The following is a 20,030-nucleotide window of genomic DNA, read 5'->3' as shown; positions in this document are numbered from 1 at the left end:
CGCCGAAGCGCCTGTCCAGCGATTGCGATTGTCACACGCCTGCCCCACATTCATCCGTGATGACATGGCGCGCACGATGGCAGGCTTGGCGACGCACCCACGCGATGCAGCATGTGCTGTTCGCGCTGGGCTGGGTGTTGATTCTGGCGGCACCGATCGTGGGCCTGCTGCCGGGGCCGGGCGGCATCTTCGTGCTGGCGGCGGGATTCGCGCTGCTGCTGGAGACCTCGCCCTGGGCGCGCCGCTTCTATGTCCGCGCCAAGCGCCGCTGGCCCAGGCTCGGCGAATGGGTGGACTGGGGAATGCGCCGGGCAAGCGCACGACGCCGGCGGGAACGGGAAAAGCTGTCGCCCTCCCAGAATCTTGCCGCCTGACAGAGATTCCGGCCGCTTCTAGAAATCCCCGGTCAGGGCCGCCTTCAGAACCCCCAGCGCGAAGCCTGCCCCCAACAGCACCGCCGGCGCCGCGGCCACGCGCAGGAGGGTCTCGCGCTTCCGGTGCGCATAAAGCGCCGTCGCGATCACTCCCGCGATCGAGAGGCTCACAAAAGCGAGGAAGAAGGCCACGACGCTCCAAGACAGGCTGTGGCTGGCGTAACGCGCGGGCCAATCCCGGAAGGCGAAATAGATGATCGCCACGGAGACAGCCGCACTGACCGCGTTCATGCCGGCCAGTGACATCACGGGCATTCGCCTGAACATGACACATTCTCCGCGCCCTGAAACCGGCGGCATCATATCGGATCGCCGGGAGCGCCGCCATGCCCGCCGGTGGCCCGAAACCATCTCCGGCATCCTGTCCCGGAGCGGCCGGTCAAACCATATCGCGGCCAACTGCCGGTTTGGATTGACTCTTCGGCCCCCTTTCCCTATCGGACCCGGCAACCGTGGCCGCCACCTTCCGGCGGCCCTTTTTCGTTCGCAGACGTTCAAGGGATTGACCGATGAAGCGCACTTTCCAGCCCAGCAACCTCGTGCGCAAGCGTCGCCATGGTTTCCGCAACCGCTCGGCCACCGCGTCGGGCCGCAAGGTTCTGGCCGCTCGCCGCGCGCGTGGCCGCAAGTCGCTCTCGGCCTGAGCGACCTCGTCCTCACGAAACTCCGGCGCCGCGCGGATTTCCTCGCGGCGAACGGAGGCTTGCGCCGGGCCATGCCCGGCTTCGTGCTGTTGGTGAGGAAGCGCGAGGATGATGATCCGACCATGCGCGTCGGCATCACCATCACCAAGAAGGTCGGCAATGCGGTGGTCCGCAACCGCATGAAGCGCCGTTTCCGCGCGCTCGCCGCCGAACTGCTCCCCTCTCACGGATTCGCGGGCGCCGATCATATCCTGATCGGCCGCAATGGCGGGATCGAGCGCGATTTCGCCCTGCTGCGCGACGAGCTCGGCGCGGCCCTCCGAAAGCTCGCCCGATGACGACCGGAGGCCTCGCCACGCGCGGCCTCGTCGCCGTCGCGCGCGCTTGGCAGGCGGGCCCTTCCGCGATGATGGGGCCGACCTGTCGTTTCATTCCTTCCTGTTCGGCCTATGCGATCGAGGCCTGGACGCGCTATGGCGCTGCGCGCGGCTCCTGGCTGGCGGCGCGGCGCATCTGCCGCTGCCACCCGCTAGGCGGCCATGGATATGACCCGGTGCCCTGACGGGGCCCCGCATCTGCTTTTCCTCTTGGGGGTGTTTCGGTGAACGAACAGCGCAACCTGATCCTCGCGCTCGTATTGTCCGCACTCGTGCTTCTGGGCTGGGCGCTGATCTCTGACCGCGTCTTCCCGACCGCCAACAAGCCGAGCACCCAGATCGTGCATGGCAAGACGGTCCCGCTGCCGAGCGCCACGCCCGTGCCGAACGGCCCCGCCGCCGTGCGCGATCGCAATGTCGTGCTCGCCGAATCGCCCCGCGTGAAGATCGAGACGCCGCTGCTCGCCGGCTCGATCGACCTCAAGGGCGCGCGCCTCGACGACCTCGTGCTCACCACCCAGCGCGAGACGATCGCCAAAGATTCGCCGCCCGTCCGCATTTTCTCGCCGGAAGGTTCGTCGGACGCCTATTTCGCCGGCTTCGGCTGGACGGGTCAGGGCGTGGCGCTGCCCAACGCCAACACCCTCTGGACGGCGACCGGCGACATGCTCGCGCCGAACAAGCCGGTGACGCTGACGTGGAACAACGGCCAGGGCCAGGCCTTCGCCATCAAGCTCTCGGTCGACGACGGCTATCTCTTCACGGTCCAGCAGAGCGTCACCAACGGCGCGCAGACCGCGATCATCACCCGCCCCTACAGCTTCGTGAACCGCACCGGCCAGTCCAAGGACCCGACCAGCCACGCGCAGCATGTCGGCCCGATCGGCGTGTTCAACAACGCCGCCGACTATTCGGTCGACTGGAAGGATCTCGACGAGGCCGGCGCCGCCGGCAAGAGCTTCCAGACCACCGGCGGCTGGCTGGGCTTCGGCGACAAATATTGGCTGACCGCGGTCGCGCCCGACCAGTCGCAGCCGGTCGACGCCGAGTTCCGCGGCCTGAACGGCCAGTATCAGGCCGAGTTCAGCGTCGCCCCCAAGACGGTGTCGCCCACCCAGTCGGCCACCGTGCAGTCCTATCTGTTCGCGGGCGGCAAGGATGCCGCGCTGCTCGACCGCTATGTCGGCAAGCCCGGCATCGCCAAGCTCGACCGCGCGATCGACTGGGGCTGGTTCATCTGGTTCGAGAAGCCGATCTTCAAGATCCTCGACTGGCTGTTCAAGCAGGTCGGCAATTTCGGCGTGGCGATCATCCTGCTGACGATCCTCGTCCGCGCGGTGATGTTCCCGATCGCCCACAAGCAGTTCAAGTCGGCCCACCAGATGAAGCTGGTGCAGCCGAAGATGAAGGCCCTCCAGGAGCGCCACAAGGACGACAAGCCGCGTCTCCAGGAGGAGATGATGAAGCTGTACCGGGAGGAGAAGATCAATCCCCTCGCCGGCTGCCTTCCGGTCTTCCTCCAGATTCCGATCTTCTACGCGCTCTACAAGGTGCTGACGCTGACGCTGGAGATGCGCCACCAGCCCTTCATGCTGTGGATCAAGGATCTCTCGGCGCCCGATCCGCTGACGCCCGTCAACCTGTTCGGCTTCCTGCCGTTCGAGCCGACCGGCTTCATGCATCTGTCGGTGCTGGCGATCCTGCTCGGCATCACCATGTGGCTCCAGTTCAAGCTCAACCCGCAGATGTCGATGGACCCGAGCCAGAAGCAGATTTTCGCGCTGATGCCGTGGTTCATGATGTTCATCATGTCGCCCTTCGCGGCGGGCCTCCAAATCTACTACATCGCGTCCAACCTCATCACGGTCGCGCAGATGCAGTGGCTCAACCGGCGCAATCCGGCGCCGGCACCGGCGGAGGCCAAGTGAACGACACGCTCACCCCGGAAGAGGCGGCGGAGCGGATCGAGGCGGCGCGCAAGCTGTTCGCCGGCCACGTCGCCTTCCTCAAGTCCGCGCCGGACCTGAAGTTCCTGCCCGATCCGAACGCCCCGGAAGTGGCGTTCGCCGGGCGGTCGAACGTCGGCAAGTCGACGCTGATCAACGCGCTCGTCAACCGCAGCGCGCTGGCCCGCACGTCGAACACGCCGGGGCGGACGCAGGAGCTGAACCTGTTCGACGTGGGCGAACCGCTGGCCTTCCGGCTGGTGGACATGCCGGGATACGGCTTCGCCAAGGCGCCGAAGGACATGGTGAAGCGCTGGAAATTCCTCGTGAACGACTATCTGCGCGGCCGCGCCGTCCTGTCGCGCGTGCTGGTGCTGGTGGACAGCCGCCACGGCCTCAAGGACGTGGATCGCGAGCTGATGACGATGCTCGACAAGGCGGCGGTGAGCTACCAGCTCGTCCTCACCAAGGCGGACAAGATCAAGCCGACCGAACTCGCCAGGGTGATGGCCGAGACGGAGGCCGAAGCCCGCAAGCATGTCGCCGCGCATCCCGTGATCCTGCCGACGTCCAGCGAGACGGGCGCGGGCATCCCGGAGCTGCGCGCCGCCGTTCTGGACGCGATCTCAGCCTGAGGTTCCCGCACCGGGTTGACGCTGGGCCGAAGCCCCGCGACAACCCGGCCCATGCTCAAGCTCATCATCGGCAACAAGGCCTATTCCTCCTGGTCGCTGCGCGGCTGGCTCGCGGTCCGGCAATCGGGGCTCCCCTTCGAGGAGATCGTCGTCCCGCTGTACGACGAGAGCTGGGACAAGATCCGCGAGGGCGACGAGTTCGCTCCCTCCTCCGGCAAGGTGCCGATCCTGTGGGACGGCGACACGGTCGTGTGGGATTCGCTCGCCATCGTCGACTGGCTGGCCGATCGCGTCGGCCGCGAGAAGTTCTGGCCGGAGGATGACGCCGCCCGCGCCATGGCCCGCTCCATGGCCGCCGAGATGCATGCGAGCTTCGCGGCGCTGCGCCGCGAATGCAGCATGAACATCCGCCGCCGCTTCCCGGACTATAAGCCCTCCGAAGCGGTGGAGGCCGATCTGGCGCGCATCTACCAGCTCTGGGCGCAGGCCCGCGCGCGCTTCGGCAGCAGCGGGGAGTTCCTGTTCGGCCAGTTCAGCGCGGCGGACATCATGTTCGCGCCCGTCTGCACGCGGATCGTCACCTACGCCCTGCCGGTGCCGCGCTTCGCGCTGCCCTATATGCAGGCGATCTTCTCGCACCCCTTCATGCAGGACTGGATCGCCGGCGCGCAGGCCGAGGACTGGGTGATCGAGAAGTTCGAGACGCTGCCGGATCAGGCGTAAGGCGTCCCGTCCCTGTGCAGATAGCGGTCGGCGGCCGCGTCGTAGAGCAGGTCGGCATCGGGATAGTGGCAGAGGCTCGTCTCGGCGACCCCGATCACCACGAAGGTGCAGCCCTGCTCACCCGCGACGATGTGGTGACCGTTGCCGTCCATCTTGGGGAAGGCCGCGCAATCGCCGGGCGAGAGTGGCGTCCCGCCCGCATCGTCGACCAGCATCGCGCTGCCGGCGACCATCACGAGGAACTCATCCTCGCCCTCGTGCCAGTGCCGCTGGCTGGACCAGGCGCCCGGCGGCAGGATGACATGATTGGCCTCGAAGTCGGTCAGCCCCACCGGGCGTGAGAGCGGACGAACCTGCCGCTTCTGCGCCGCGAGGTTGTAGGGCTCGGGATAGCCGCTGCCGGTCTTCGGTTCGATCGTATTGAGGTCAATCCGGGGCATAGGGCACCTGTTCAAGTCGCGCCCATAAGGTTAACCGCTGTCGCATGACCGGTCCAATCGATCCCGTGGCGCTCACCGCCGATCTCATCCGCTGCGCCAGCGTCACCCCCGCCGATGCCGGCGCGCAGGACGTGCTGACGCAGGCGCTGGAGGCGCAGGGCTTCACCGTCCACCGCTTCACCTCGGGCGAGGCGCCGCACGGACCGGTCGAGAACCTAGTTGCGATTCGGGGCCATGGCACGCCGCACTTCGCCTTCGCCGGCCATAGCGACGTGGTGCCGGCGGGCAGCGGCTGGACCTCGGGCGCGTTCGAGCCCGCGATCCGGGGCGACCTGCTCTACGGGCGTGGCGCGGTCGACATGAAGGGCGCGATCGGCGCCTTCATCGCGGCGGCCGAGCGGGTGCAGGATCACAAGGGCACGATCAGCCTCCTCATCACCGGCGACGAGGAAGGCCCCGCCATCCACGGCACCCGCGCGATCATCGCATGGATGGCCGAGCGCGGCATCCGCCCGGACATGATCCTCGTCGGCGAGCCCACCTCCGACGCGCGGCTGGGCGACACGATCAAGATCGGCCGGCGCGGATCGATCAACGCGTGGATCGAGGTGCCGGGCACGCAGGGCCATGTCGCCTACCCACACCTCGCCGACAATCCGGTGACGCGTCTGGTGCGCATCCTGGAGCGGCTCCAGAGCTGGCGGCTCGATCATGGCAATGCCTGGTTCCAGCCCTCCAATCTCGAAGTGACCGACGTCGAGGTCGGCAATACCGCCACCAACGTCATCCCCGGCAGCGCGCGGGCGCGGCTCAACATCCGCTTCAACGACGAGCAGAAGGGCCATGCGCTGGAGGCCGAGATCCGCCGCATCGTCGCCGAGGAGGCCCCGCGCGCGACGGTGGAAGCGATGATCTCGGGCGAGGCGTTCCTGACGGAGCCGGGCGCCTTGTCGACGCTGGTGTCGGACGCGATCCATGAGGTGGTGGAAATCACAGCACAACTCTCGACCACGGGCGGCACGTCGGACGCCCGCTTCCTCTCCCAGATCGCGCCGACGGTGGAGTTCGGGTTGCCGAACGCGACGATGCACAAGCTGGACGAGGCCGCGGCGGTGGATGACCTGCGGCAGCTCGCGGATATCTACGAGGCGGTGCTGCGGAAGGTGGTGGGGTAAGGGCGGAACGGGTGAAAGCCCGCGCCCATCGTACGCCTCCCCGCCTACTCCCTGATCGTCACCCCGGCCTCGAGCCGGGGTCCAGAGCCGGATGAGAAGACGCTTATGGCTCTGGATGCCGGATCAAGTCCGGCATGACGGGGATTGGTGGAGAACGGTCGGGCAGGTTTCGGCGCGACGACCGCGAGAAGCGGATCTTACCTCGCGTAAATCTGCATGAGGCAATAACCCACGCCACAGATGGTCCCGAGTGCGCCCAAGATACGAATAGCCCTCGCACTTCGTAGGTGCGAGTAGCTCTGGTAGGTGCGCTGTTCTTCGAAAAATCTGTCTTCACCGTGTGCTATGCGATCTTCCACACGTTGAACTCGCCGGCTCGGGAACAGGAGCATCGCGACGCAAGGGAGTGTGAGGATGATGCCGTAGAGCAACATTTTATTCTTCCTCGTCTCACCAACGCATCGGTCACTTATGCGGAAGCAAGGCTTGGCTGTCCACGACTGCAATTGGGCAAAACCCGACAAAGAAGCTTCCTTCCGTAAAGAGAAGGAAGATACTCCCCTACCCCCGCGTTCGCCGCAGCACCACATAGAGCGCCCCCGCCCCGCCATGGCGCGGGTGCGCGCTGCGCACCGCCGCGATGTGGCTCGCGTGGCGCGAGTGGTGCAGCCAGTCCCCGATCGACGCCCGGATCGCGCCCCGCACCGGGCGGCCGTCGATCCGTTCGGTCGAGTCGCGCGGCGGGCGGCCCGTCACCAGCAGCACCAGCCGCGCATGGCGCTGGATCGCGCGGCCCAGTTCCGCCTCCAGCACCTCATGCGCCGCCGTCAATGTATAGCCGTGGAGATCGATTGTTAGGTCCGGCCCCACCACGCCGCGCCGCAGCCGCCGGTCCCAGCCGGCATCGAGCGTGTCGCCGGGCGTGGTCGCCTTCGCGATCGGCTTGGGCGTGGGCGCGCGGACCGGAATCGGCTTCTCGACCGACACCGCCGGCAGCGCCGCCTTCCTGAGCAGGCGACGCCCCTTCAGAGGCCGGACGGTCTCGGCGACACGCTGCCAGAGCGCGCGCGCTTCAGGGTCGAGCGGCTTGTCCGGCATCGCCGTTCAGCCGTGCGACCGTGCCGACCGGCAGCAGCAGATAGGCGGTCCCCCGCGCCGACATGCCGCCCGCGATTCGCGCCGCGTCGTCGCCCGCGCCCCAGAAGGTGTCGAAGCGGTTGGCGCCCTTGATCGCGCCACCGGTGTCCTGCGCCACCCAGAGGCCTGCCGCATCGGTGCGGTCCGCCGAGAGCCAGACCGGCGCGCCGAGCGGCGTGAAGGCCGGGTCCGCCGCCACAGTGGCGCGCGGCGTCACCGGAGCGCCCATGGCGCCGAGCGGGCCGGGGCCGGTCAGCGGCTTGAAGAAGATGAAGCTGCGGTTCTGCCGCATCACGCCGTCCGCCTGATCGGGGTGCGCGCGCAGCCAGCCGACGATGCCCTGCATCGATCCCTGGTCGGGCGTGATGAGCCCCTGCGCGATCATCGCCTTGCCGATGCCGGTGTAGGAAAGGCCGTTCTGCCCGGCATAGCCGATCCGCATCACGCTGCCGTCGGGCAGGCGCAGGCGGCCCGAGCCCTGGATCTGGAGGAAGAAGAACTCGATCTTGTCCGCCGCATAGGCGAGCACCGGCGCATGGCTCTGCATTGCGCCGGTCTCGATCTGGGTACGGTCGAAGTAAGGGACGAACTTGCCGTTCACCGCATGGCCGCGGATCTTGCGGCCCTTGAGGTCGGCCGCCCACAGGCCGAGGTCCGCCTCGGCCAGATCGTCCGGCATACCGTAGATCGGCACGCCATAGCCCGGCGCGGGCTGGAGCGAGGCGGCGATCTCGGGCTCGAAATAGCCGGTGGCATAGAGCCGCCCCTCGCCCACCTGCGCCGTCTCGAAATAACGCTGGAAGAAGCCCACGGCCTGCGCATCGGGCCAGGTGGGCGCCGCCGTGCAGGCTCCCTGCCAGTCGGTGGCGCGGGTGAGGCCGCTCTTGTCCGTCCGCTTGAGCAGCGCCGGGCAGGACAGACGGAACGCCGCCAGCGCCCCTCGCGCCCGCACCGGATCGATCGGCAGCGAGGTGATCGACGGCCCCGGCCGCACGCCGGCGGTCAGCGCCGTGCCGGTGGTGACGGTGGGGACCGGCCCCTTGCCGCCCGTGGAAGGCGGCGGCGCCGGATGGACGGGCGGCGGCGACACCGGCCGCACCGGCGCCTCGCCGTGCGGCGCGACGCAGGCCGATACGCTGAGCGCGAGCGCGGCGACGGCCGCGAGCCGAAGACGGCTCATGCCGCCTCGTCGGTCTCGATCAGGGTCCAGTTGGGATCGTCGATCCGCACGTTGCGGCTGAACGTCCAGAGGTCGTGGGTCTGCACGGCGTCGGTCAGCGAGCCGGCGACGACATTGCCCTCGGCGTCGCGGGTGACGGCGGCGATGTCGGCATCGAATCGGACGGCGACCACCGCCATCTGCCCGGCCATGCCGGCGCTGTGGATCTGCGCGCGCTCGATCGCGACGAGGCGGTTCTCCACCGTCTCGCCCGCCTCGCGGCGCGCCTCGATGGATTCGCGGAAGGCGTCGTACACCTCGTCGTCGACGAGGCGGCGAAGCTCCTCCTCGTCGCCGCGCCAGAACGCCTCCAGCACCATGCGATAGGCCGAGCGAGCGCCCTCGAGGAAACCCGCCACATCGAAATGCGGATCGGCCGAGACGAGCGAGCGGACGCCGTCCAGCGCATGCGGATCGATCATCGCGGAAGCCGCTCCCACGGCTTCGGCCTTGCGCTCCACCACGGGTTCGGCGGCCGGGCGGACGACCAGCGACGAAGGCTGAACGTCCGCGGGCTTGACGATCGACTGCTCATGGCCGGTGCGGCGGCCGAGCACGGCATAGAGCCGCAGGCCGACAAACAGGGCGACGCAAGCCAGGATGATGATCTCGGGCACCGAACCTCCACAGCCGGGCACACCGCGCCCGCAGGTCATAACTCGCCCCCTACATAGGGGAGCCGGGCTCCGGTTTCAAATCTCGCACGGTCGGCCCGTCTCGCGGGCGGGTGGCATTGCCCTTGCCGGGCACGGCTGCTACGCGCCCCTCATGCCTTCGCGCGCTGCGCGGGCAGCCAGATCAAGCCAACAAGGATGACGCCAGATGGCCGAGAACGAGGCCCCCGATTTCCTGACCGTGCCGCAGCCCGACGGCGAGGAGGGCGCGCCGCAGGTCGGCATGATGGCGCAGTATGTGAAGGATTTCTCCTTCGAGAATCCGAACGCTCCGGCCGTCTACAACTGGCCGAACCAGCCGCAGATCGACGTGCAGTTCAACATCGGCACCCAGCAGGTGGCCGACGAGCTGCATGAGTCCGCGCTGCGCATCGAGATCACGGCGACCGCTCCGGAAGGCGTCGCCTTCAAGCTGGAGCTGCTCTATGGCGGCCTCTTCGCGCTGCGCAACGTGCCGGCCGAGGCGCTCCAGCCCTTCCTGCTCGGCGAAGCGCCGCGCCTGCTCTTCCCGTTCGCCCGCCGCGTGGTGGCCGATGCGGTGCGCGACGGCGGCTTCCCGCCGCTGATGCTCGATCCGATCGACTTCAACGCGCTCTATTTCTCGCAGCTCGCCCAGCAGGGCGGGATCATGGGCGAGCCGGCCGGTCAGGCCTGATCACCGACATCGCAAGCCGGGGACGCGGCACCGGATGAGTCTCGTCAAGAACACCGCCACGATCGGCGGATTGACCCTCGCCAGCCGTGTCCTCGGCTTCGTCCGCGACCAGTTGATGGCGCATTTCGTCGGCGCGGGTTTCGCCAACGACGCCTTCCTGGTCGCGTGGCGCCTGCCCAACCTGTTCCGCGCCCTCTTCGCCGAGGGCGCCTTCTCCGCCGCCTTCGTGCCGATGTTCAACCGCGTGGTCGGACAGGCGGAGACGGAAGGGCGCGAGGGCCTGCCCGAAGGCCTGCGCTTCGCCGAGAATGTCCTCTCGGTGCTGCTGCCCTTCCTGGCGGTGTTCACCACGCTCATCATGGCCTTCCCGCGGCCGATCGTGTGGCTCATCACCTTCGGCTTCAAGGAAGGCGGCGGACCGGCCAAGTTCGATCTGGCCGTCCACCTGACCCAGCTCACCTTTCCCTATCTGGCGCTGATCTCGCTGGTGTCGCTGCTCGGCGGCATCATGAACTCGCTCAACCGCTTCTGGGTGAACGCGGCGGCGCCGGTGCTGCTCAACATCTGCATGATCGTCGCGCTGCTCTTCTTCCGGGGCAACAACGCGATCGACATCGCGCACACGCAGGCGCTGGCCGTCACCATCTCGGGCGTCGCGCAGTTGCTGTGGCTGATCCTCGCCGCGCGCTCGGCGGGGGTGAGGCTGAGGTTGAAGCGCCCGACCCTCAACCCCGAGGTGAAGAAGCTGCTCTCGGTGATCTGGCCCGCCGCGATCGGCGCTGGGGCGGTGCAGTTCAACCTGCTCGTCATCACCATGCTGGCGGCGGGCTTCCTCGGCCAGGGGGCCGTCTCCTACATCTATTATGCGGACCGGCTGAACCAGTTGCCGCTCGCGCTGGTCGGCATCGGCGTCGGCACCGCGATCCTCCCCGTCATCTCGCGCCAGATCGGTCAGGGCGACGAGAAAGCCGCGATCGTCACCCAGAACCGCGCGATTGAACTGTCGCTGCTCCTCACCCTCCCCGCGACCGCCGGGCTGATGATCGGCTCGACCACGCTGATCCGCGCGCTGTTCCAGACCGGCGCCTTCACCGCGCACGACACGCAGGCGTCGGCGGCGGTGCTGACCGCCTTCTCGTGCGGCCTGCCTGCCTACATCCTCATCAAGGTGTTCACGCCCGGCTTCTACGCCCGCGCCGACACCAGGACGCCCGTGCGCATCGCGATGACCGAGATGGCGTGCAACATGGCGCTCAACCTCTTCTTCGTGTTCGGCACCAACCTGTCCTATGTCGGCCTCGCCATTTCGGGCGCGAGCTGCGCGTGGATCAATGTCGGGCTGCTCTACTGGGTGCTGCACCGGCGCGGGCATTTCTCGATCGACGCGCAGCTCAAGCGCCGCGCCATCCGGCTCGCGCTGGCGGCGCTGGCGATGGCGGCGTTGCTGCTGTGGCTCGACCCGCTGTGCGCGGCGCGGGCGGGCGGTTCGCTCGGCGCGCGGATCGTGGCGCTGCTGCTGCTGATCGTACCGGCAGGAGTCTGCTATTTCGGCTGCGCCTTCCTGTTCGGCGCGTTCGACTGGCGCGAGACGAAAGCGCTGCTCCGCCGCCGCCGCGCTTGACCTGAGCGTCTGCGCGGGCGACACGCGTCGCCACTATGGCAAAACGCGTCGTCTCGGGCATCCAGCCCACCGGAAACCTTCATCTCGGCAATTATCTGGGTGCGATCCGCAACTGGGTCCGCATGCAGGACGAAGTGGCCCGCGACGGCGGCGAGTGCTTCTTCTTCCTCGCCGATCTCCACGCCATCACCGTGCACAACGACCCCAAGGAGCTGGCGCGCAACGTCCGCTCGATGGCGGCGGCGCTGATCGCGGCGGGGATCGACCCGACCAGGTCCGTGCTGTTCAACCAGGCCGCCGTTTCGGCCCATGCCGAGCTCGCCTGGATCCTCTCCGGCACCGCGCGGATCGGCTGGCTGAACCGCATGACCCAGTTCAAGGACAAGGCCGGCAAGAATCGCGAGGGCGTCTCGGTCGGGCTGTTCACCTATCCGGTGCTGATGGCCGCCGACGTGCTGATCTACGGCGCGACCCATGTGCCGGTCGGCGACGACCAGAAGCAGCATCTCGAGCTCGCGCGCGACATCGCGATCAAGTTCAACACCGATTTCGAGACCGAGCTGTTCATCCAGCCCGAGCCGATGATCCCGCCGACCGCGGCGCGCATCATGTCGCTGCGCGATGGCGGTGCGAAGATGTCCAAGTCCGATCCGTCGGACATGAGCCGCATCAACCTGACCGACGATGCCGACACGATCGCGTCGAAGATTCGCAAGGCCAAGACCGACCCGGAACCCATCCCCGCCGACCCGGCCGATCTCGACGCCCGCCCCGAGGCGAAGAACCTCATTGGCATCTACGCCGCGCTCAGCGACGAGTCGGTGGCGGACGTGCTGGCGCGCTTCTCGGGCCAGGGCTTCGGCGCGTTCAAGCCGGCGCTGGCCGAGCTGCTCGTCGAGACTCTTCGGCCCATTTCGGGACGTCTCGCCGAGCTGGAGAAAGATCCGGCGGAGCTGGACCGCATCCTCGCCCACGGCGCAGCCAAGGCGCGCGCGGCGGCCGAGCCGATCGTCGCGGGAGCCTATTCGGCACTTGGGCTCACGCGCGAAACCCGGTGACAGATCAATACGTTCAACGCATATTCAGCACGCTTGGCGGAGGAGTGGCCGTCACGCCCCGGTAATGCGGTTTTCTCCGCCAAGAGGTCGACCATGAACATCAAACGCGCGCTGCTCGGTTTCGCCGCTCCCCTTGCCCTGCTCACCATGAGCGGCTGCGCGAGCAACTTCACTGCCAACGTCTCGCGCTTCCAGCGCCTGCCGGCGCCGCAGGGGCAGACCTTCCGCGTCGAGCCCACCGAGGCACGGAATCGCGGCGGGCTGGAATTCGCCACCTATGCCGACAAGGTCGCGGCGCATCTGACTCAGCTCGGCTATCGCCCGGCCGTATCGGATTCGCCGGCCGATCTGATCGTGCAGGTCGGTTACGGCGTCGACCATGGCCAGCAGAAGGTCACCACCACCCCCAGCTTCAACTGCGGCTGGGGCGGTTATGGCGGCTGGGGTGGCTGGGGCCGTGGTTGGGGCGGCTGGGGCTGGGGTGGCCGCGGCTGGGGCTATGGCTGGGGCGATCCCTTCTGGGGTAGCTGCCCGGACGTCGAGAGCTACACCATCTATTCGAGCTTCCTCGGCATGACGATCACGGGCGCCGACGGCAAGCGCCTGTTCGAGGGTCGCGCCCGCGCCCACTCGGCGACGGACGACCTGACGCAGATCGTGCCCAACCTGATCGACGCGATGTTCACCGGCTTCCCCGGCAATTCGGGGCAGGACATCCGCATCACGATCCCGAACAAGCCCAAGCAGAAGGGCTGAGTTCGCGACGGAACAAGGGCGTCGGAGGGCTCCTCCGGCGCCCTTTTCTTTATGCGCGGGCCACCGGCCCAACAAAAAACCCTCTCCCCGAAGGGAGAGGGTTCAGAGCTGGGAGAGGTTGCCCTCCCCCACCGGGAAACTTAGCTCAGGCCTCCAGTTGGCGAAGCAGCAGGCGCACGTCGGCGTCGAGTTCGGCATCCGCCTTGCGGAGCTTCTCGATCTGGCGGACGGCATGGATGACCGTGGTGTGATCGCGCCCGCCGAAGCGACGGCCGATCTCGGGCAGCGAACGCGGGGTGAGCTGCTTGGCGAGATACATCGCGATCTGGCGCGGACGGGCGACCTCGCGCGCGCGGCGCGCGGATGTCATCTCCGACTGGCGAATGCGGTAATGGTCCGACACCTTGCGCTGGATCTCGTCGATCGTGATGCGGCGCTGGTGGGCGCGCAGCACGTCCGTCAACGTCTCCTCGACGAAGGCGATGTCGATGGGACGGTTCGACAGCATCGCATACGCCACGACGCGGTTCAGCGCGCCTTCCAGTTCGCGGACGTTGGACGCGATCCGCTTGGCGAGGAAGAGCTGCACCTCCTGCGGCACGTTGACGTGCGGCATCGTCTCCAGCTTGCGCGCGATGATGTTGAGGCGCAACTCGAAGTCGGCCGGATTGACGTCCGCCACAAGGCCCCAGGAGAGGCGCGAGAGAATACGGCTCTCGATGCCTTCCAAGTCCTGGGGGCTGCGGTCGGCGGTGATCACCAGCCGTTTACCGGCCGAGATGATCTCGTTCATCGTGTGGAAGAATTCCTCCTGGGTGGAATCCTTGCCCGCGATGAACTGGACGTCGTCGATCATCAGGAGGTCGGCGGAACGCAGACGCTGCTTGAACCCGTGGGTGTTCTTGGCACGCAACGCACTGACGAACTCGAACATGAACTTTTCAGCCGACATGTAGACGATCTTCGATCGCGGATGCCGGCGGCGATATTCATGGCCCATGGCGTGCATCAGGTGGGTCTTGCCCAGCCCGGTGCTGCCGTGGAGGAACAGCGGATTGAAGGTGAGCGCCCCGCCCTCGGCGACCGTGCGGGCGGCGTTGTAGGCCACCTCGTTGGGCTTGCCGATCACGAAGCTGTCGAAGGTGTAGCGCGCCTCGAGCTGGATGCCCTCGATGCCGCCGGCTTCCGCCTCGTCGGCCTCGGCCGGGGCACCCTCGACGATCGCCGCCTCGGCGGGCTCCGCCGGGTCGATCGCGAACAGCACCGGCTTGGGCGCCTCGCTGCCGGCCAGCACCACCACGCGGCGAACCTGGGGCAGATGCGCGCGCCAGGCATGGAGCAGGCGCTCGGAATAATGGGTGTCGACCCAGTTCGCCATGAACTCGGACGGGAGCGCGACGCGGACGGTGCCGTCCTCGTCATCGAAGCCCGCGAGGCGAGCCGGCTTCAGCCAGTTGTCGAACGTGCGCGCTCCGCAATCGCGGCGCAGGCCGGCACGGATCGATTCCCAGGCCAGCTCGATCGGATCGTCGTGCTGGCCAGTCATCATCCCGATCGTGCCGATAGCCTGATTCACGCAACCTCCCCCGTCCCCCGCTGGTACAAGCGGTTCGCCGCAGACAAAGCTATACCGTCACCGGAGGCGCCCCCGCCCGCCGGCCTCGAATGGCTCGATTACAAAATTGTCCCCCTTCACGCCGACCGAACTGATTCGACGCTGCCGGGAAGATCGTTTTAGGGAGGCGGCGCCCTCCCAATCAAGGCCCACAAACGTCACGAGGGTGAAATATACCGCCTTGACACGCAAACCCGCCCATTTCGGGGAAACGGCGTAGTTAATGCCGCATAATCAATATGTTACATTTTCGCGTCGAGAGGCATGCCTCGCGAATCGTGCATTGAGGCCGACTTCTGCTTGTCACATGAACGTCATGCAAAAAGCCCGCCGATCGGATGATCGACGGGCCTTTAAAGACGAAGGTGTAATATTACAGCGATCAGCCGAGCGCGGCGACCGCCTTCGTCAGGCGCGAAAACTTCCGCGCGACGGTGTTCTTGTGGAGAACGCCCTTGGACACGCCACGCTGCATCTCGGGCTGGGCGAGCTTCAGCGCGGCCGCGGCCACATCCTTGTCGCCCGCGACGATCGCCGCTTCGACCTTCTTGATGAAGGTGCGGATGCGGCTGACGCGCGCGCCGTTGATCTCGTTACGGCGCTCGTTACGACGGATGCGCTTTTTGGCCTGCGGCGTGTTCGCCATGTGTGTCCTCGAACCTGCTCAAATGGATTGGCGGCGCGGGCACAGCCGAGCCGGGAAGGCGTGCCCTCTACGCAAGAAGCGTCGTTTCGTCAACGCCTTTGGGCAAATGCCCGTCCTGAGCCCTTCCTAGCGCTGACAGCGGGGGCAATGGAAGGTCGAGCGGCCGCTGTCGACCCGCCGGACGACCGTCCCGCCGCAGGGGCAGGATTCCCCTTCCCGCCCGTAGACGCGGAACTGGTGCGAGAAATAGCCAAGCTCGCCGTCCGGCCGGGCATAGTCGCGCAGCGTCGATCCCCCTGCCTCGATCGCGGCGGCGAGCACCTCCCGAATCGCGTCGACCAGACGCTCCAGTCGGGGCTTCGTGATCCGCCCGGCCTCTCGCGTGGGCGCGATGCCGGACATATGGAGCGCCTCGCACACATAGATATTGCCGAGTCCCGCCACGATCCGCTGATCGAGCAGCATTGCCTTGATCGGCGCCACGCGGCCCTCCAGCGCCCGCGCCAACGCGGCGGCGTGGAAGTCCGGGCCGAGCGGCTCCGGCCCCATCGCGGCGAAGGCGGGCCATTGCTCCAGAGCATCGGTGGGCACCAGATCGACCGAGCCGAACCGGCGCGGGTCAGCGAGCGACAGGCGCCGCGCCTCGTCCGTCTCCAGCACGAGATGGTCGTGCGTGCCCAGCGCCTCAGGGTCGATCCGCCATTTTCCTGACATCCCGAGATGGAACACCATCGTGTCACCCCGGTCCGTATCGATCAGGCCATATTTGGCGCGCCGCCCCAGCCCCGTGACCCGCGCGCCGGTCAGGCGCTGGCGCAGATCGGGCGGAAAGGCCCGGCGCAAATCCGCACGGCGCGGCTCGACGAGGGTGAGGCGGCGGCCGTCCAGCACGGTCGCGAGGCCTCGCACGGTGGTTTCGACTTCGGGAAGCTCAGGCATATTGTGACAGGAGAGCTAGGATCGAATTGCTTGGGCGGCAAGGCTTGGGCTAAGCGCGAGCCCATGAGCAGCGACACCGTATCGTTCGGCTACACGGAGGTAGCCCCCGAAGAGAAGACGCGCATGGTCGGCGACGTCTTCCAGCGCGTGGCCAAGCGCTACGACATCATGAACGATGCGATGTCGGGCGGCCTCCACCGCCTGTGGAAGGATCATTTCGTCGGTCAGGTGAAGCCGCGCCAGGGTGAAGCCATCCTCGACATGGCGGGCGGCACCGGCGACATCGCCTTCCGCATGGCGCGCCGCGGCGCCGATGTGACGGTGTCGGACATCAATCCGCACATGCTCGCGGTCGGCATGGAGCGCGGGCAGAAGAAGGGCATCGAAGGCCTGATCTGGAGCGAGCAGAACGCCGAGACGCTAACCTTCGGTGACAAGGAGTTCGACGCCTACACCATCGCGTTTGGCATCCGTAACGTGACGGACATCCCCAAGGCGCTCCGCGAGGCGTATCGCGTGCTGAAGCGCGGCGGGCGCTTCTACTGCCTGGAGTTCTCGACCACGACCTGGCCGGGCTTCAAGGAAGTCTATGACGCCTATTCGCACAAGATCGTGCCCAAGGTCGGCAAGCTGATCGCGCATGACGAGGACAGCTATCGCTATCTGATCGAATCGATCCGCCGCTTCCCCGACATGCCGACCTTCAAGCGCATGATCGGCGAGGCCGGCTTCGTGAACACCAAGGTCGAGCCGATCCTCGGCGGCCTCGTCGCGATCCACAGCGGCTGGAAGATCTGATCTTGCGCCATGCCCTCCATGACGGCCGCGTGACGCGATGACCGGCACCGCCACGCATCTCTGGCGCCTCTTCCGCTGGGGGCGCACGCTCGCCCGCCATGGCGCGCTGACCGGCATCGAGCGCGATCCGCTGACGCCCACGCCGCTGCGCCGTCTCGTCCGCATCGCCCGCTTCGGCGCGCGCGTGCCCGAGCAGCCGCGCTATGCCGACGCGCTGGAGGCGATCGGCCCGGCCGCGATCAAGTTCGGGCAGGCGCTCGCCACGCGGCCCGATCTGGTCGGCGAGGCGGCGGCGCTCGATCTCTATCGCTTGCAGGACGCGCTGCCGCCGGTCCCCTTCCCGCTCATCAAGGCGTCGATCGAGCAGTCGCTGGGCCGGCCGATCGCGGAGCTGTTCCAGAGCATCGAGGAGGTGCCGGTCGGCGCCGCCTCCATCGCGCAGGTCCACCGCGCGGTGACGACTGACGGACGGCAGGTCGCGGTCAAGGTGCTGCGCCCCGGCGTCGAGGACGAGTTCGCCCGCGCGACCGAGACCTATGAGTGGGCCGCCGCGCAGGCCGAGGCGATGGCCGGCGAGCTGGCGCGCCTGCGCCCCCGCCTCGTCGTCGCCACCTTCAAGCAGTGGACGGCGCGCGAGCTGGACCTGCGCCGCGAGGCTGCCTCCGCGTCCGAACTGGGCCGCGCGATGGAGGCCGAACCCGGCTTCCACGTCCCCACGATCGACTGGCAGCGCACCGCGCGCCGGGTGCTGACGCTCGAATGGCTGGACGGCATCAAGCTCTCCGACCGCACCGCCCTGATCGAGGCGGGGCATGACCCCAAGGCGCTGGCCGGCACGCTGGTCCGCGTCTTCCTGCGGCAGGCGATCGCGGAGGGCTTCTTCCACGCCGATCTCCATCAGGGCAATCTGTTCGCGCTGGAAGACGGGCGGCTGGCGGCCATCGACTTCGGCATCATGGGCCGGATCAACCGTCAGGCGCGACTGTGGCTGGCGGAAATCCTCCACGGCCTCATCACCGGCAACTATGCCCGCGTCGCCGAGATCCATTTCGAGGCCGGCTACGTCCCCGCCCACCACAACCTCGCCGAGTTCGCGACGGCGCTCCGGGCCGTGGGCGAGCCGATCCGCGGCCTCCCGGTCAAGGACATCTCGATCGGGCAGATGCTCGACGGCCTGTTCGCGATCACCCGCGACTTCGACATGCCGACCCAGCCGCACCTCCTGCTTCTCCAGAAAACGATGGTGATGGTGGAGGGCGTGGCGACCAGCCTCGATCCCGACATCAACATGTGGGAGGTCGCCGCCCCCTTCGTGCGCGAATGGCTGCGCGGCGAGCTGGGGCCGGAAGCCGCCATCGCCGACCGCCTGCTCGACTTCGGCCGCCTGCTCCGCCGGATGCCGGACCTGCTGGACCGCGTCGAGCGCGCCTTCCCGAAGCCGGGAGCCGCCCCGCCGCCTCCGCCGCTGCCGGACGTGCCGCTCGTGACGGGGGGCTCCGGCTGGCGCTATGCCGCCGTGGCGATCCTGTCGGCGGCAGCCGGCGCGTTCGCGATGTGGTGGATGTAGGCCGGGACATCCCGGCCTTATCCAATCGGATCAGCCGATCGGCACTTCCTTCGACGGCAGCGGCTCGCGGCCGGCCGGCACGGGGCTCGGCTCCGGCGGGTCGAAGCGCTGCCAGCCGGCGGCGGTGAGCCGCTCCACGGGGCGGAAGCGCGTCTTGTACTGCATCCGCGCCGAGCCATCGACCCAATAGCCCAGATAGACATAAGGCAGCTTCGCCGCCGCCGCGCGGCGGATATGGTCGAGGATGATGTAGGTGCCGAGGCCATGGCGCTCGGCATGATCGGGCTCGAAGAAGCTGTAGATCATCGACAGCCCGTCGCCCTGCTGGTCGGTCAGGCAGGCGCCGATCAGCCGGCCGGGGCGGCCATCCTCGCCGCTGGGCTCGCGATATTCGATGACGAAGCTCTTGACCGGCGTCTGCTCCACCATGTCGGCGAAGTCGAACTCATCCATGTCCGCCATGCCGCCGCCGGGGTGGCGCGCGCCCAGATAGCGGCGCAGCAGATCGAACTGCTCTTCCGTCGTCCACGGCTTGCAGGCGGTGACGACGAGGTCCGCATGGCGGCGCATCAGCCGGCGCTGGGTGGCGTTGGGCGCGAAATCGTCCGCCACGACGCGGATCGAGACGCAGGCCGAGCAGCCCTGGCAGCTCGGGCGATAGGCGACCGACTGCGAGCGCCGGAAGCCGATCCGGCCCAGCGCGTCGTTCAGCTCGCTCGCGTGCGGACCGGAAAGCTCGGTGAACACCTTCCGCTCGGTCCGGCCCGGCAGATAGGGGCACGGGCTCGGCGTCGTCACGAAGAATCGCGGGAAACGGAAGGGTGCACTCACCGTCCTGGCCGTCCTCTCGTCCCAGACAAAGTTCCTGAACCTTATATGAGGCAAGTGCCGCCTGCGCGGAAGAGTCACGAGCCGTTAAAAGAAAGTTAACGGCCCGTTTCGCGACGATTCACGCCAAAGCGGGTCATTTT

General features: G+C 67.7%; 23 protein-coding genes. 14 read left to right on the top strand and 9 right to left on the bottom strand.

What is annotated here, in order from left to right:
- The first annotated feature begins 59 nt into the window (after positions 1-59).
- On the top strand, positions 60-374 hold the full coding sequence (locus tag ST3T6A_RS0108490) for a hypothetical protein (protein WP_193378622.1): 315 nt from the start codon (positions 60-62) through the stop codon (positions 372-374).
- 18 nt (positions 375-392) lie between these two features.
- Here ST3T6A_RS0108490 and ST3T6A_RS0108485 read toward each other — a convergent pair whose 3' ends face one another.
- The gene (locus ST3T6A_RS0108485) at positions 393-665 is read right to left on the bottom strand and encodes a hypothetical protein (RefSeq protein ID WP_235785755.1); all 273 of its coding nucleotides are present in this window, start codon (positions 663-665) and stop codon (positions 393-395) included.
- A 278-nt stretch (positions 666-943) separates the two neighbouring features.
- On the opposite strand from ST3T6A_RS0108485, the gene rpmH reads away from it, so the two are divergent.
- The 6 genes from rpmH (at position 944) to ST3T6A_RS0108455 (ending at position 4,759) form a co-directional block, all read left to right on the top strand.
- Positions 944-1,078: a 50S ribosomal protein L34 gene (rpmH, locus tag ST3T6A_RS0108480; RefSeq protein WP_019832489.1), complete on the top strand. Its 135-nt coding sequence runs from the start codon at positions 944-946 to the stop codon at positions 1,076-1,078.
- Positions 1,079-1,149: 71 nt separating this feature from the next.
- Positions 1,150-1,416: a ribonuclease P protein component gene (rnpA, locus tag ST3T6A_RS0108475; protein ID WP_019832488.1), complete on the top strand. Its 267-nt coding sequence runs from the start codon at positions 1,150-1,152 to the stop codon at positions 1,414-1,416.
- Positions 1,413-1,640: a membrane protein insertion efficiency factor YidD gene (gene yidD / locus ST3T6A_RS0108470; protein WP_019832487.1), complete on the top strand. Its 228-nt coding sequence runs from the start codon at positions 1,413-1,415 to the stop codon at positions 1,638-1,640. The genes rnpA and yidD overlap by 4 nt, the downstream gene beginning before the upstream one ends.
- Before the next feature lie 39 nt (positions 1,641-1,679).
- The gene (yidC, locus tag ST3T6A_RS0108465; protein ID WP_019832486.1) at positions 1,680-3,383 is read left to right on the top strand and encodes a membrane protein insertase YidC; all 1,704 of its coding nucleotides are present in this window, start codon (positions 1,680-1,682) and stop codon (positions 3,381-3,383) included.
- Positions 3,380-4,036 (top strand): ribosome biogenesis GTP-binding protein YihA/YsxC, encoded by a 657-nt coding sequence (gene yihA / locus ST3T6A_RS0108460; RefSeq protein ID WP_019832485.1) that lies wholly within the window; start codon positions 3,380-3,382, stop codon positions 4,034-4,036. Before yidC ends, yihA begins: the two co-directional genes overlap by 4 nt.
- A gap of 51 nt (positions 4,037-4,087) precedes the next feature.
- A complete protein-coding gene (locus ST3T6A_RS0108455) occupies positions 4,088-4,759 on the top strand; it encodes a glutathione S-transferase family protein (protein ID WP_019832484.1) in 672 nt (223 codons plus the stop codon).
- On the opposite strand, the gene ST3T6A_RS0108450 is transcribed toward ST3T6A_RS0108455, so the two are convergent.
- On the bottom strand, positions 4,750-5,199 hold the full coding sequence (locus ST3T6A_RS0108450) for a cupin domain-containing protein (protein WP_019832483.1): 450 nt from the start codon (positions 5,197-5,199) through the stop codon (positions 4,750-4,752). The two genes, ST3T6A_RS0108455 and ST3T6A_RS0108450, sit on opposite strands and share 10 nt — an antisense overlap.
- 44 nt (positions 5,200-5,243) lie before the next feature.
- On the opposite strand from ST3T6A_RS0108450, the gene dapE reads away from it, so the two are divergent.
- Positions 5,244-6,374 carry a succinyl-diaminopimelate desuccinylase gene (dapE, locus tag ST3T6A_RS0108445; RefSeq protein ID WP_019832482.1) on the top strand — a complete coding sequence of 377 codons (1,131 nt, stop codon included), beginning with the start codon at positions 5,244-5,246 and terminating at the stop codon, positions 6,372-6,374.
- Positions 6,375-6,935: 561 nt separating this feature from the next.
- On the opposite strand, the gene ST3T6A_RS0108435 is transcribed toward dapE, so the two are convergent.
- Genes ST3T6A_RS0108435 through ST3T6A_RS0108425 form a run of 3 tightly spaced genes read right to left on the bottom strand, consistent with a single transcriptional unit; the run spans position 6,936 to position 9,347 of the window.
- Entirely contained in the window at positions 6,936-7,472 is a 537-nt protein-coding gene (locus ST3T6A_RS0108435; RefSeq protein WP_019832480.1) for a Smr/MutS family protein, read from the bottom strand.
- Positions 7,447-8,691 carry a murein transglycosylase A gene (gene mltA, locus ST3T6A_RS0108430; protein ID WP_019832479.1) on the bottom strand — a complete coding sequence of 415 codons (1,245 nt, stop codon included), beginning with the start codon at positions 8,689-8,691 and terminating at the stop codon, positions 7,447-7,449. Before mltA ends, ST3T6A_RS0108435 begins: the two co-directional genes overlap by 26 nt.
- A complete protein-coding gene (locus tag ST3T6A_RS0108425; RefSeq protein WP_019832478.1) occupies positions 8,688-9,347 on the bottom strand; it encodes a Tim44/TimA family putative adaptor protein in 660 nt (219 codons plus the stop codon). Before ST3T6A_RS0108425 ends, mltA begins: the two co-directional genes overlap by 4 nt.
- Before the next feature lie 205 nt (positions 9,348-9,552).
- Between ST3T6A_RS0108425 and secB the strand changes: the two genes are divergently transcribed.
- The 4 genes from secB (at position 9,553) to ST3T6A_RS0108405 (ending at position 13,494) form a co-directional block, all read left to right on the top strand.
- The gene (secB, locus tag ST3T6A_RS0108420; protein WP_019832477.1) at positions 9,553-10,059 is read left to right on the top strand and encodes a protein-export chaperone SecB; all 507 of its coding nucleotides are present in this window, start codon (positions 9,553-9,555) and stop codon (positions 10,057-10,059) included.
- Between the two features lie 34 nt (positions 10,060-10,093).
- Positions 10,094-11,680: a murein biosynthesis integral membrane protein MurJ gene (murJ, locus tag ST3T6A_RS0108415; protein ID WP_019832476.1), complete on the top strand. Its 1,587-nt coding sequence runs from the start codon at positions 10,094-10,096 to the stop codon at positions 11,678-11,680.
- A gap of 35 nt (positions 11,681-11,715) precedes the next feature.
- Entirely contained in the window at positions 11,716-12,738 is a 1,023-nt protein-coding gene (gene trpS / locus ST3T6A_RS0108410; RefSeq protein ID WP_019832475.1) for a tryptophan--tRNA ligase, read from the top strand.
- Positions 12,739-12,831: 93 nt separating this feature from the next.
- Positions 12,832-13,494, top strand: coding sequence for a DUF4136 domain-containing protein (locus ST3T6A_RS0108405; RefSeq protein ID WP_019832474.1), 663 nt, complete (start codon positions 12,832-12,834; stop codon positions 13,492-13,494).
- 145 nt (positions 13,495-13,639) lie between these two features.
- Here ST3T6A_RS0108405 and dnaA read toward each other — a convergent pair whose 3' ends face one another.
- The 3 genes from dnaA to mutM all read right to left on the bottom strand — a co-directional run bounded on the left by dnaA (position 13,640) and on the right by mutM (position 16,694).
- Positions 13,640-15,040, bottom strand: coding sequence for a chromosomal replication initiator protein DnaA (dnaA, locus tag ST3T6A_RS0108400; RefSeq protein WP_051103427.1), 1,401 nt, complete (start codon positions 15,038-15,040; stop codon positions 13,640-13,642).
- 451 nt (positions 15,041-15,491) lie between these two features.
- Positions 15,492-15,755, bottom strand: a complete 264-nt coding sequence (gene rpsT / locus ST3T6A_RS0108395; RefSeq protein WP_019832472.1) for a 30S ribosomal protein S20 — start codon at positions 15,753-15,755, stop codon at positions 15,492-15,494.
- 126 nt (positions 15,756-15,881) lie between these two features.
- Positions 15,882-16,694: a bifunctional DNA-formamidopyrimidine glycosylase/DNA-(apurinic or apyrimidinic site) lyase gene (mutM, locus tag ST3T6A_RS0108390; protein ID WP_019832471.1), complete on the bottom strand. Its 813-nt coding sequence runs from the start codon at positions 16,692-16,694 to the stop codon at positions 15,882-15,884.
- A 63-nt stretch (positions 16,695-16,757) separates the two neighbouring features.
- Here mutM and ST3T6A_RS0108385 point away from each other — a divergent pair, with 63 nt between their 5' ends.
- Both ST3T6A_RS0108385 and ubiB read left to right on the top strand, forming a co-directional pair.
- Positions 16,758-17,492 carry a class I SAM-dependent methyltransferase gene (locus tag ST3T6A_RS0108385; RefSeq protein ID WP_019832470.1) on the top strand — a complete coding sequence of 245 codons (735 nt, stop codon included), beginning with the start codon at positions 16,758-16,760 and terminating at the stop codon, positions 17,490-17,492.
- Between the two features lie 37 nt (positions 17,493-17,529).
- A complete protein-coding gene (gene ubiB, locus ST3T6A_RS0108380; protein WP_019832469.1) occupies positions 17,530-19,059 on the top strand; it encodes a 2-polyprenylphenol 6-hydroxylase in 1,530 nt (509 codons plus the stop codon).
- Between the two features lie 30 nt (positions 19,060-19,089).
- On the opposite strand, the gene ST3T6A_RS0108375 is transcribed toward ubiB, so the two are convergent.
- Entirely contained in the window at positions 19,090-19,890 is an 801-nt protein-coding gene (locus ST3T6A_RS0108375; protein WP_019832468.1) for an arginyltransferase, read from the bottom strand.
- Between the last annotated feature and the right edge of the window lie 140 nt (positions 19,891-20,030).

The organism is Sphingomonas sp. PR090111-T3T-6A (assembly GCF_000383095.1).
Taxonomy (GTDB): Bacteria; Pseudomonadota; Alphaproteobacteria; order Sphingomonadales; family Sphingomonadaceae; genus Solisphingomonas.
This window is presented reverse-complemented; position numbering and strand designations above follow the sequence as displayed.

Excerpts from the sequence above, each read along its gene's own strand:
- ST3T6A_RS0108490 (WP_193378622.1), top strand. The coding sequence starts at position 60 with ATGACATGGCGCGCACGATGGCAGGCTTGGCGACGCACCCACGCGATG.
- ST3T6A_RS0108485 (WP_235785755.1), bottom strand. The coding sequence starts at position 665 with ATGAACGCGGTCAGTGCGGCTGTCTCCGTGGCGATCATCTATTTCGCC.
- rpmH (WP_019832489.1), top strand. The coding sequence starts at position 944 with ATGAAGCGCACTTTCCAGCCCAGCAACCTCGTGCGCAAGCGTCGCCAT.
- rnpA (WP_019832488.1), top strand. The coding sequence starts at position 1,150 with ATGCCCGGCTTCGTGCTGTTGGTGAGGAAGCGCGAGGATGATGATCCG.
- yidD (WP_019832487.1), top strand. The coding sequence starts at position 1,413 with ATGACGACCGGAGGCCTCGCCACGCGCGGCCTCGTCGCCGTCGCGCGC.
- ST3T6A_RS0108455 (WP_019832484.1), top strand. The coding sequence starts at position 4,088 with ATGCTCAAGCTCATCATCGGCAACAAGGCCTATTCCTCCTGGTCGCTG.
- ST3T6A_RS0108450 (WP_019832483.1), bottom strand. The coding sequence starts at position 5,199 with ATGCCCCGGATTGACCTCAATACGATCGAACCGAAGACCGGCAGCGGC.
- dapE (WP_019832482.1), top strand. The coding sequence starts at position 5,244 with ATGACCGGTCCAATCGATCCCGTGGCGCTCACCGCCGATCTCATCCGC.
- ST3T6A_RS0108435 (WP_019832480.1), bottom strand. The coding sequence starts at position 7,472 with ATGCCGGACAAGCCGCTCGACCCTGAAGCGCGCGCGCTCTGGCAGCGT.
- mltA (WP_019832479.1), bottom strand. The coding sequence starts at position 8,691 with ATGAGCCGTCTTCGGCTCGCGGCCGTCGCCGCGCTCGCGCTCAGCGTA.
- secB (WP_019832477.1), top strand. The coding sequence starts at position 9,553 with ATGGCCGAGAACGAGGCCCCCGATTTCCTGACCGTGCCGCAGCCCGAC.
- murJ (WP_019832476.1), top strand. The coding sequence starts at position 10,094 with ATGAGTCTCGTCAAGAACACCGCCACGATCGGCGGATTGACCCTCGCC.
- trpS (WP_019832475.1), top strand. The coding sequence starts at position 11,716 with ATGGCAAAACGCGTCGTCTCGGGCATCCAGCCCACCGGAAACCTTCAT.
- ST3T6A_RS0108405 (WP_019832474.1), top strand. The coding sequence starts at position 12,832 with ATGAACATCAAACGCGCGCTGCTCGGTTTCGCCGCTCCCCTTGCCCTG.
- dnaA (WP_051103427.1), bottom strand. The coding sequence starts at position 15,040 with ATGACTGGCCAGCACGACGATCCGATCGAGCTGGCCTGGGAATCGATC.
- rpsT (WP_019832472.1), bottom strand. The coding sequence starts at position 15,755 with ATGGCGAACACGCCGCAGGCCAAAAAGCGCATCCGTCGTAACGAGCGC.
- mutM (WP_019832471.1), bottom strand. The coding sequence starts at position 16,694 with ATGCCTGAGCTTCCCGAAGTCGAAACCACCGTGCGAGGCCTCGCGACC.
- ST3T6A_RS0108385 (WP_019832470.1), top strand. The coding sequence starts at position 16,758 with ATGAGCAGCGACACCGTATCGTTCGGCTACACGGAGGTAGCCCCCGAA.
- ubiB (WP_019832469.1), top strand. The coding sequence starts at position 17,530 with ATGACCGGCACCGCCACGCATCTCTGGCGCCTCTTCCGCTGGGGGCGC.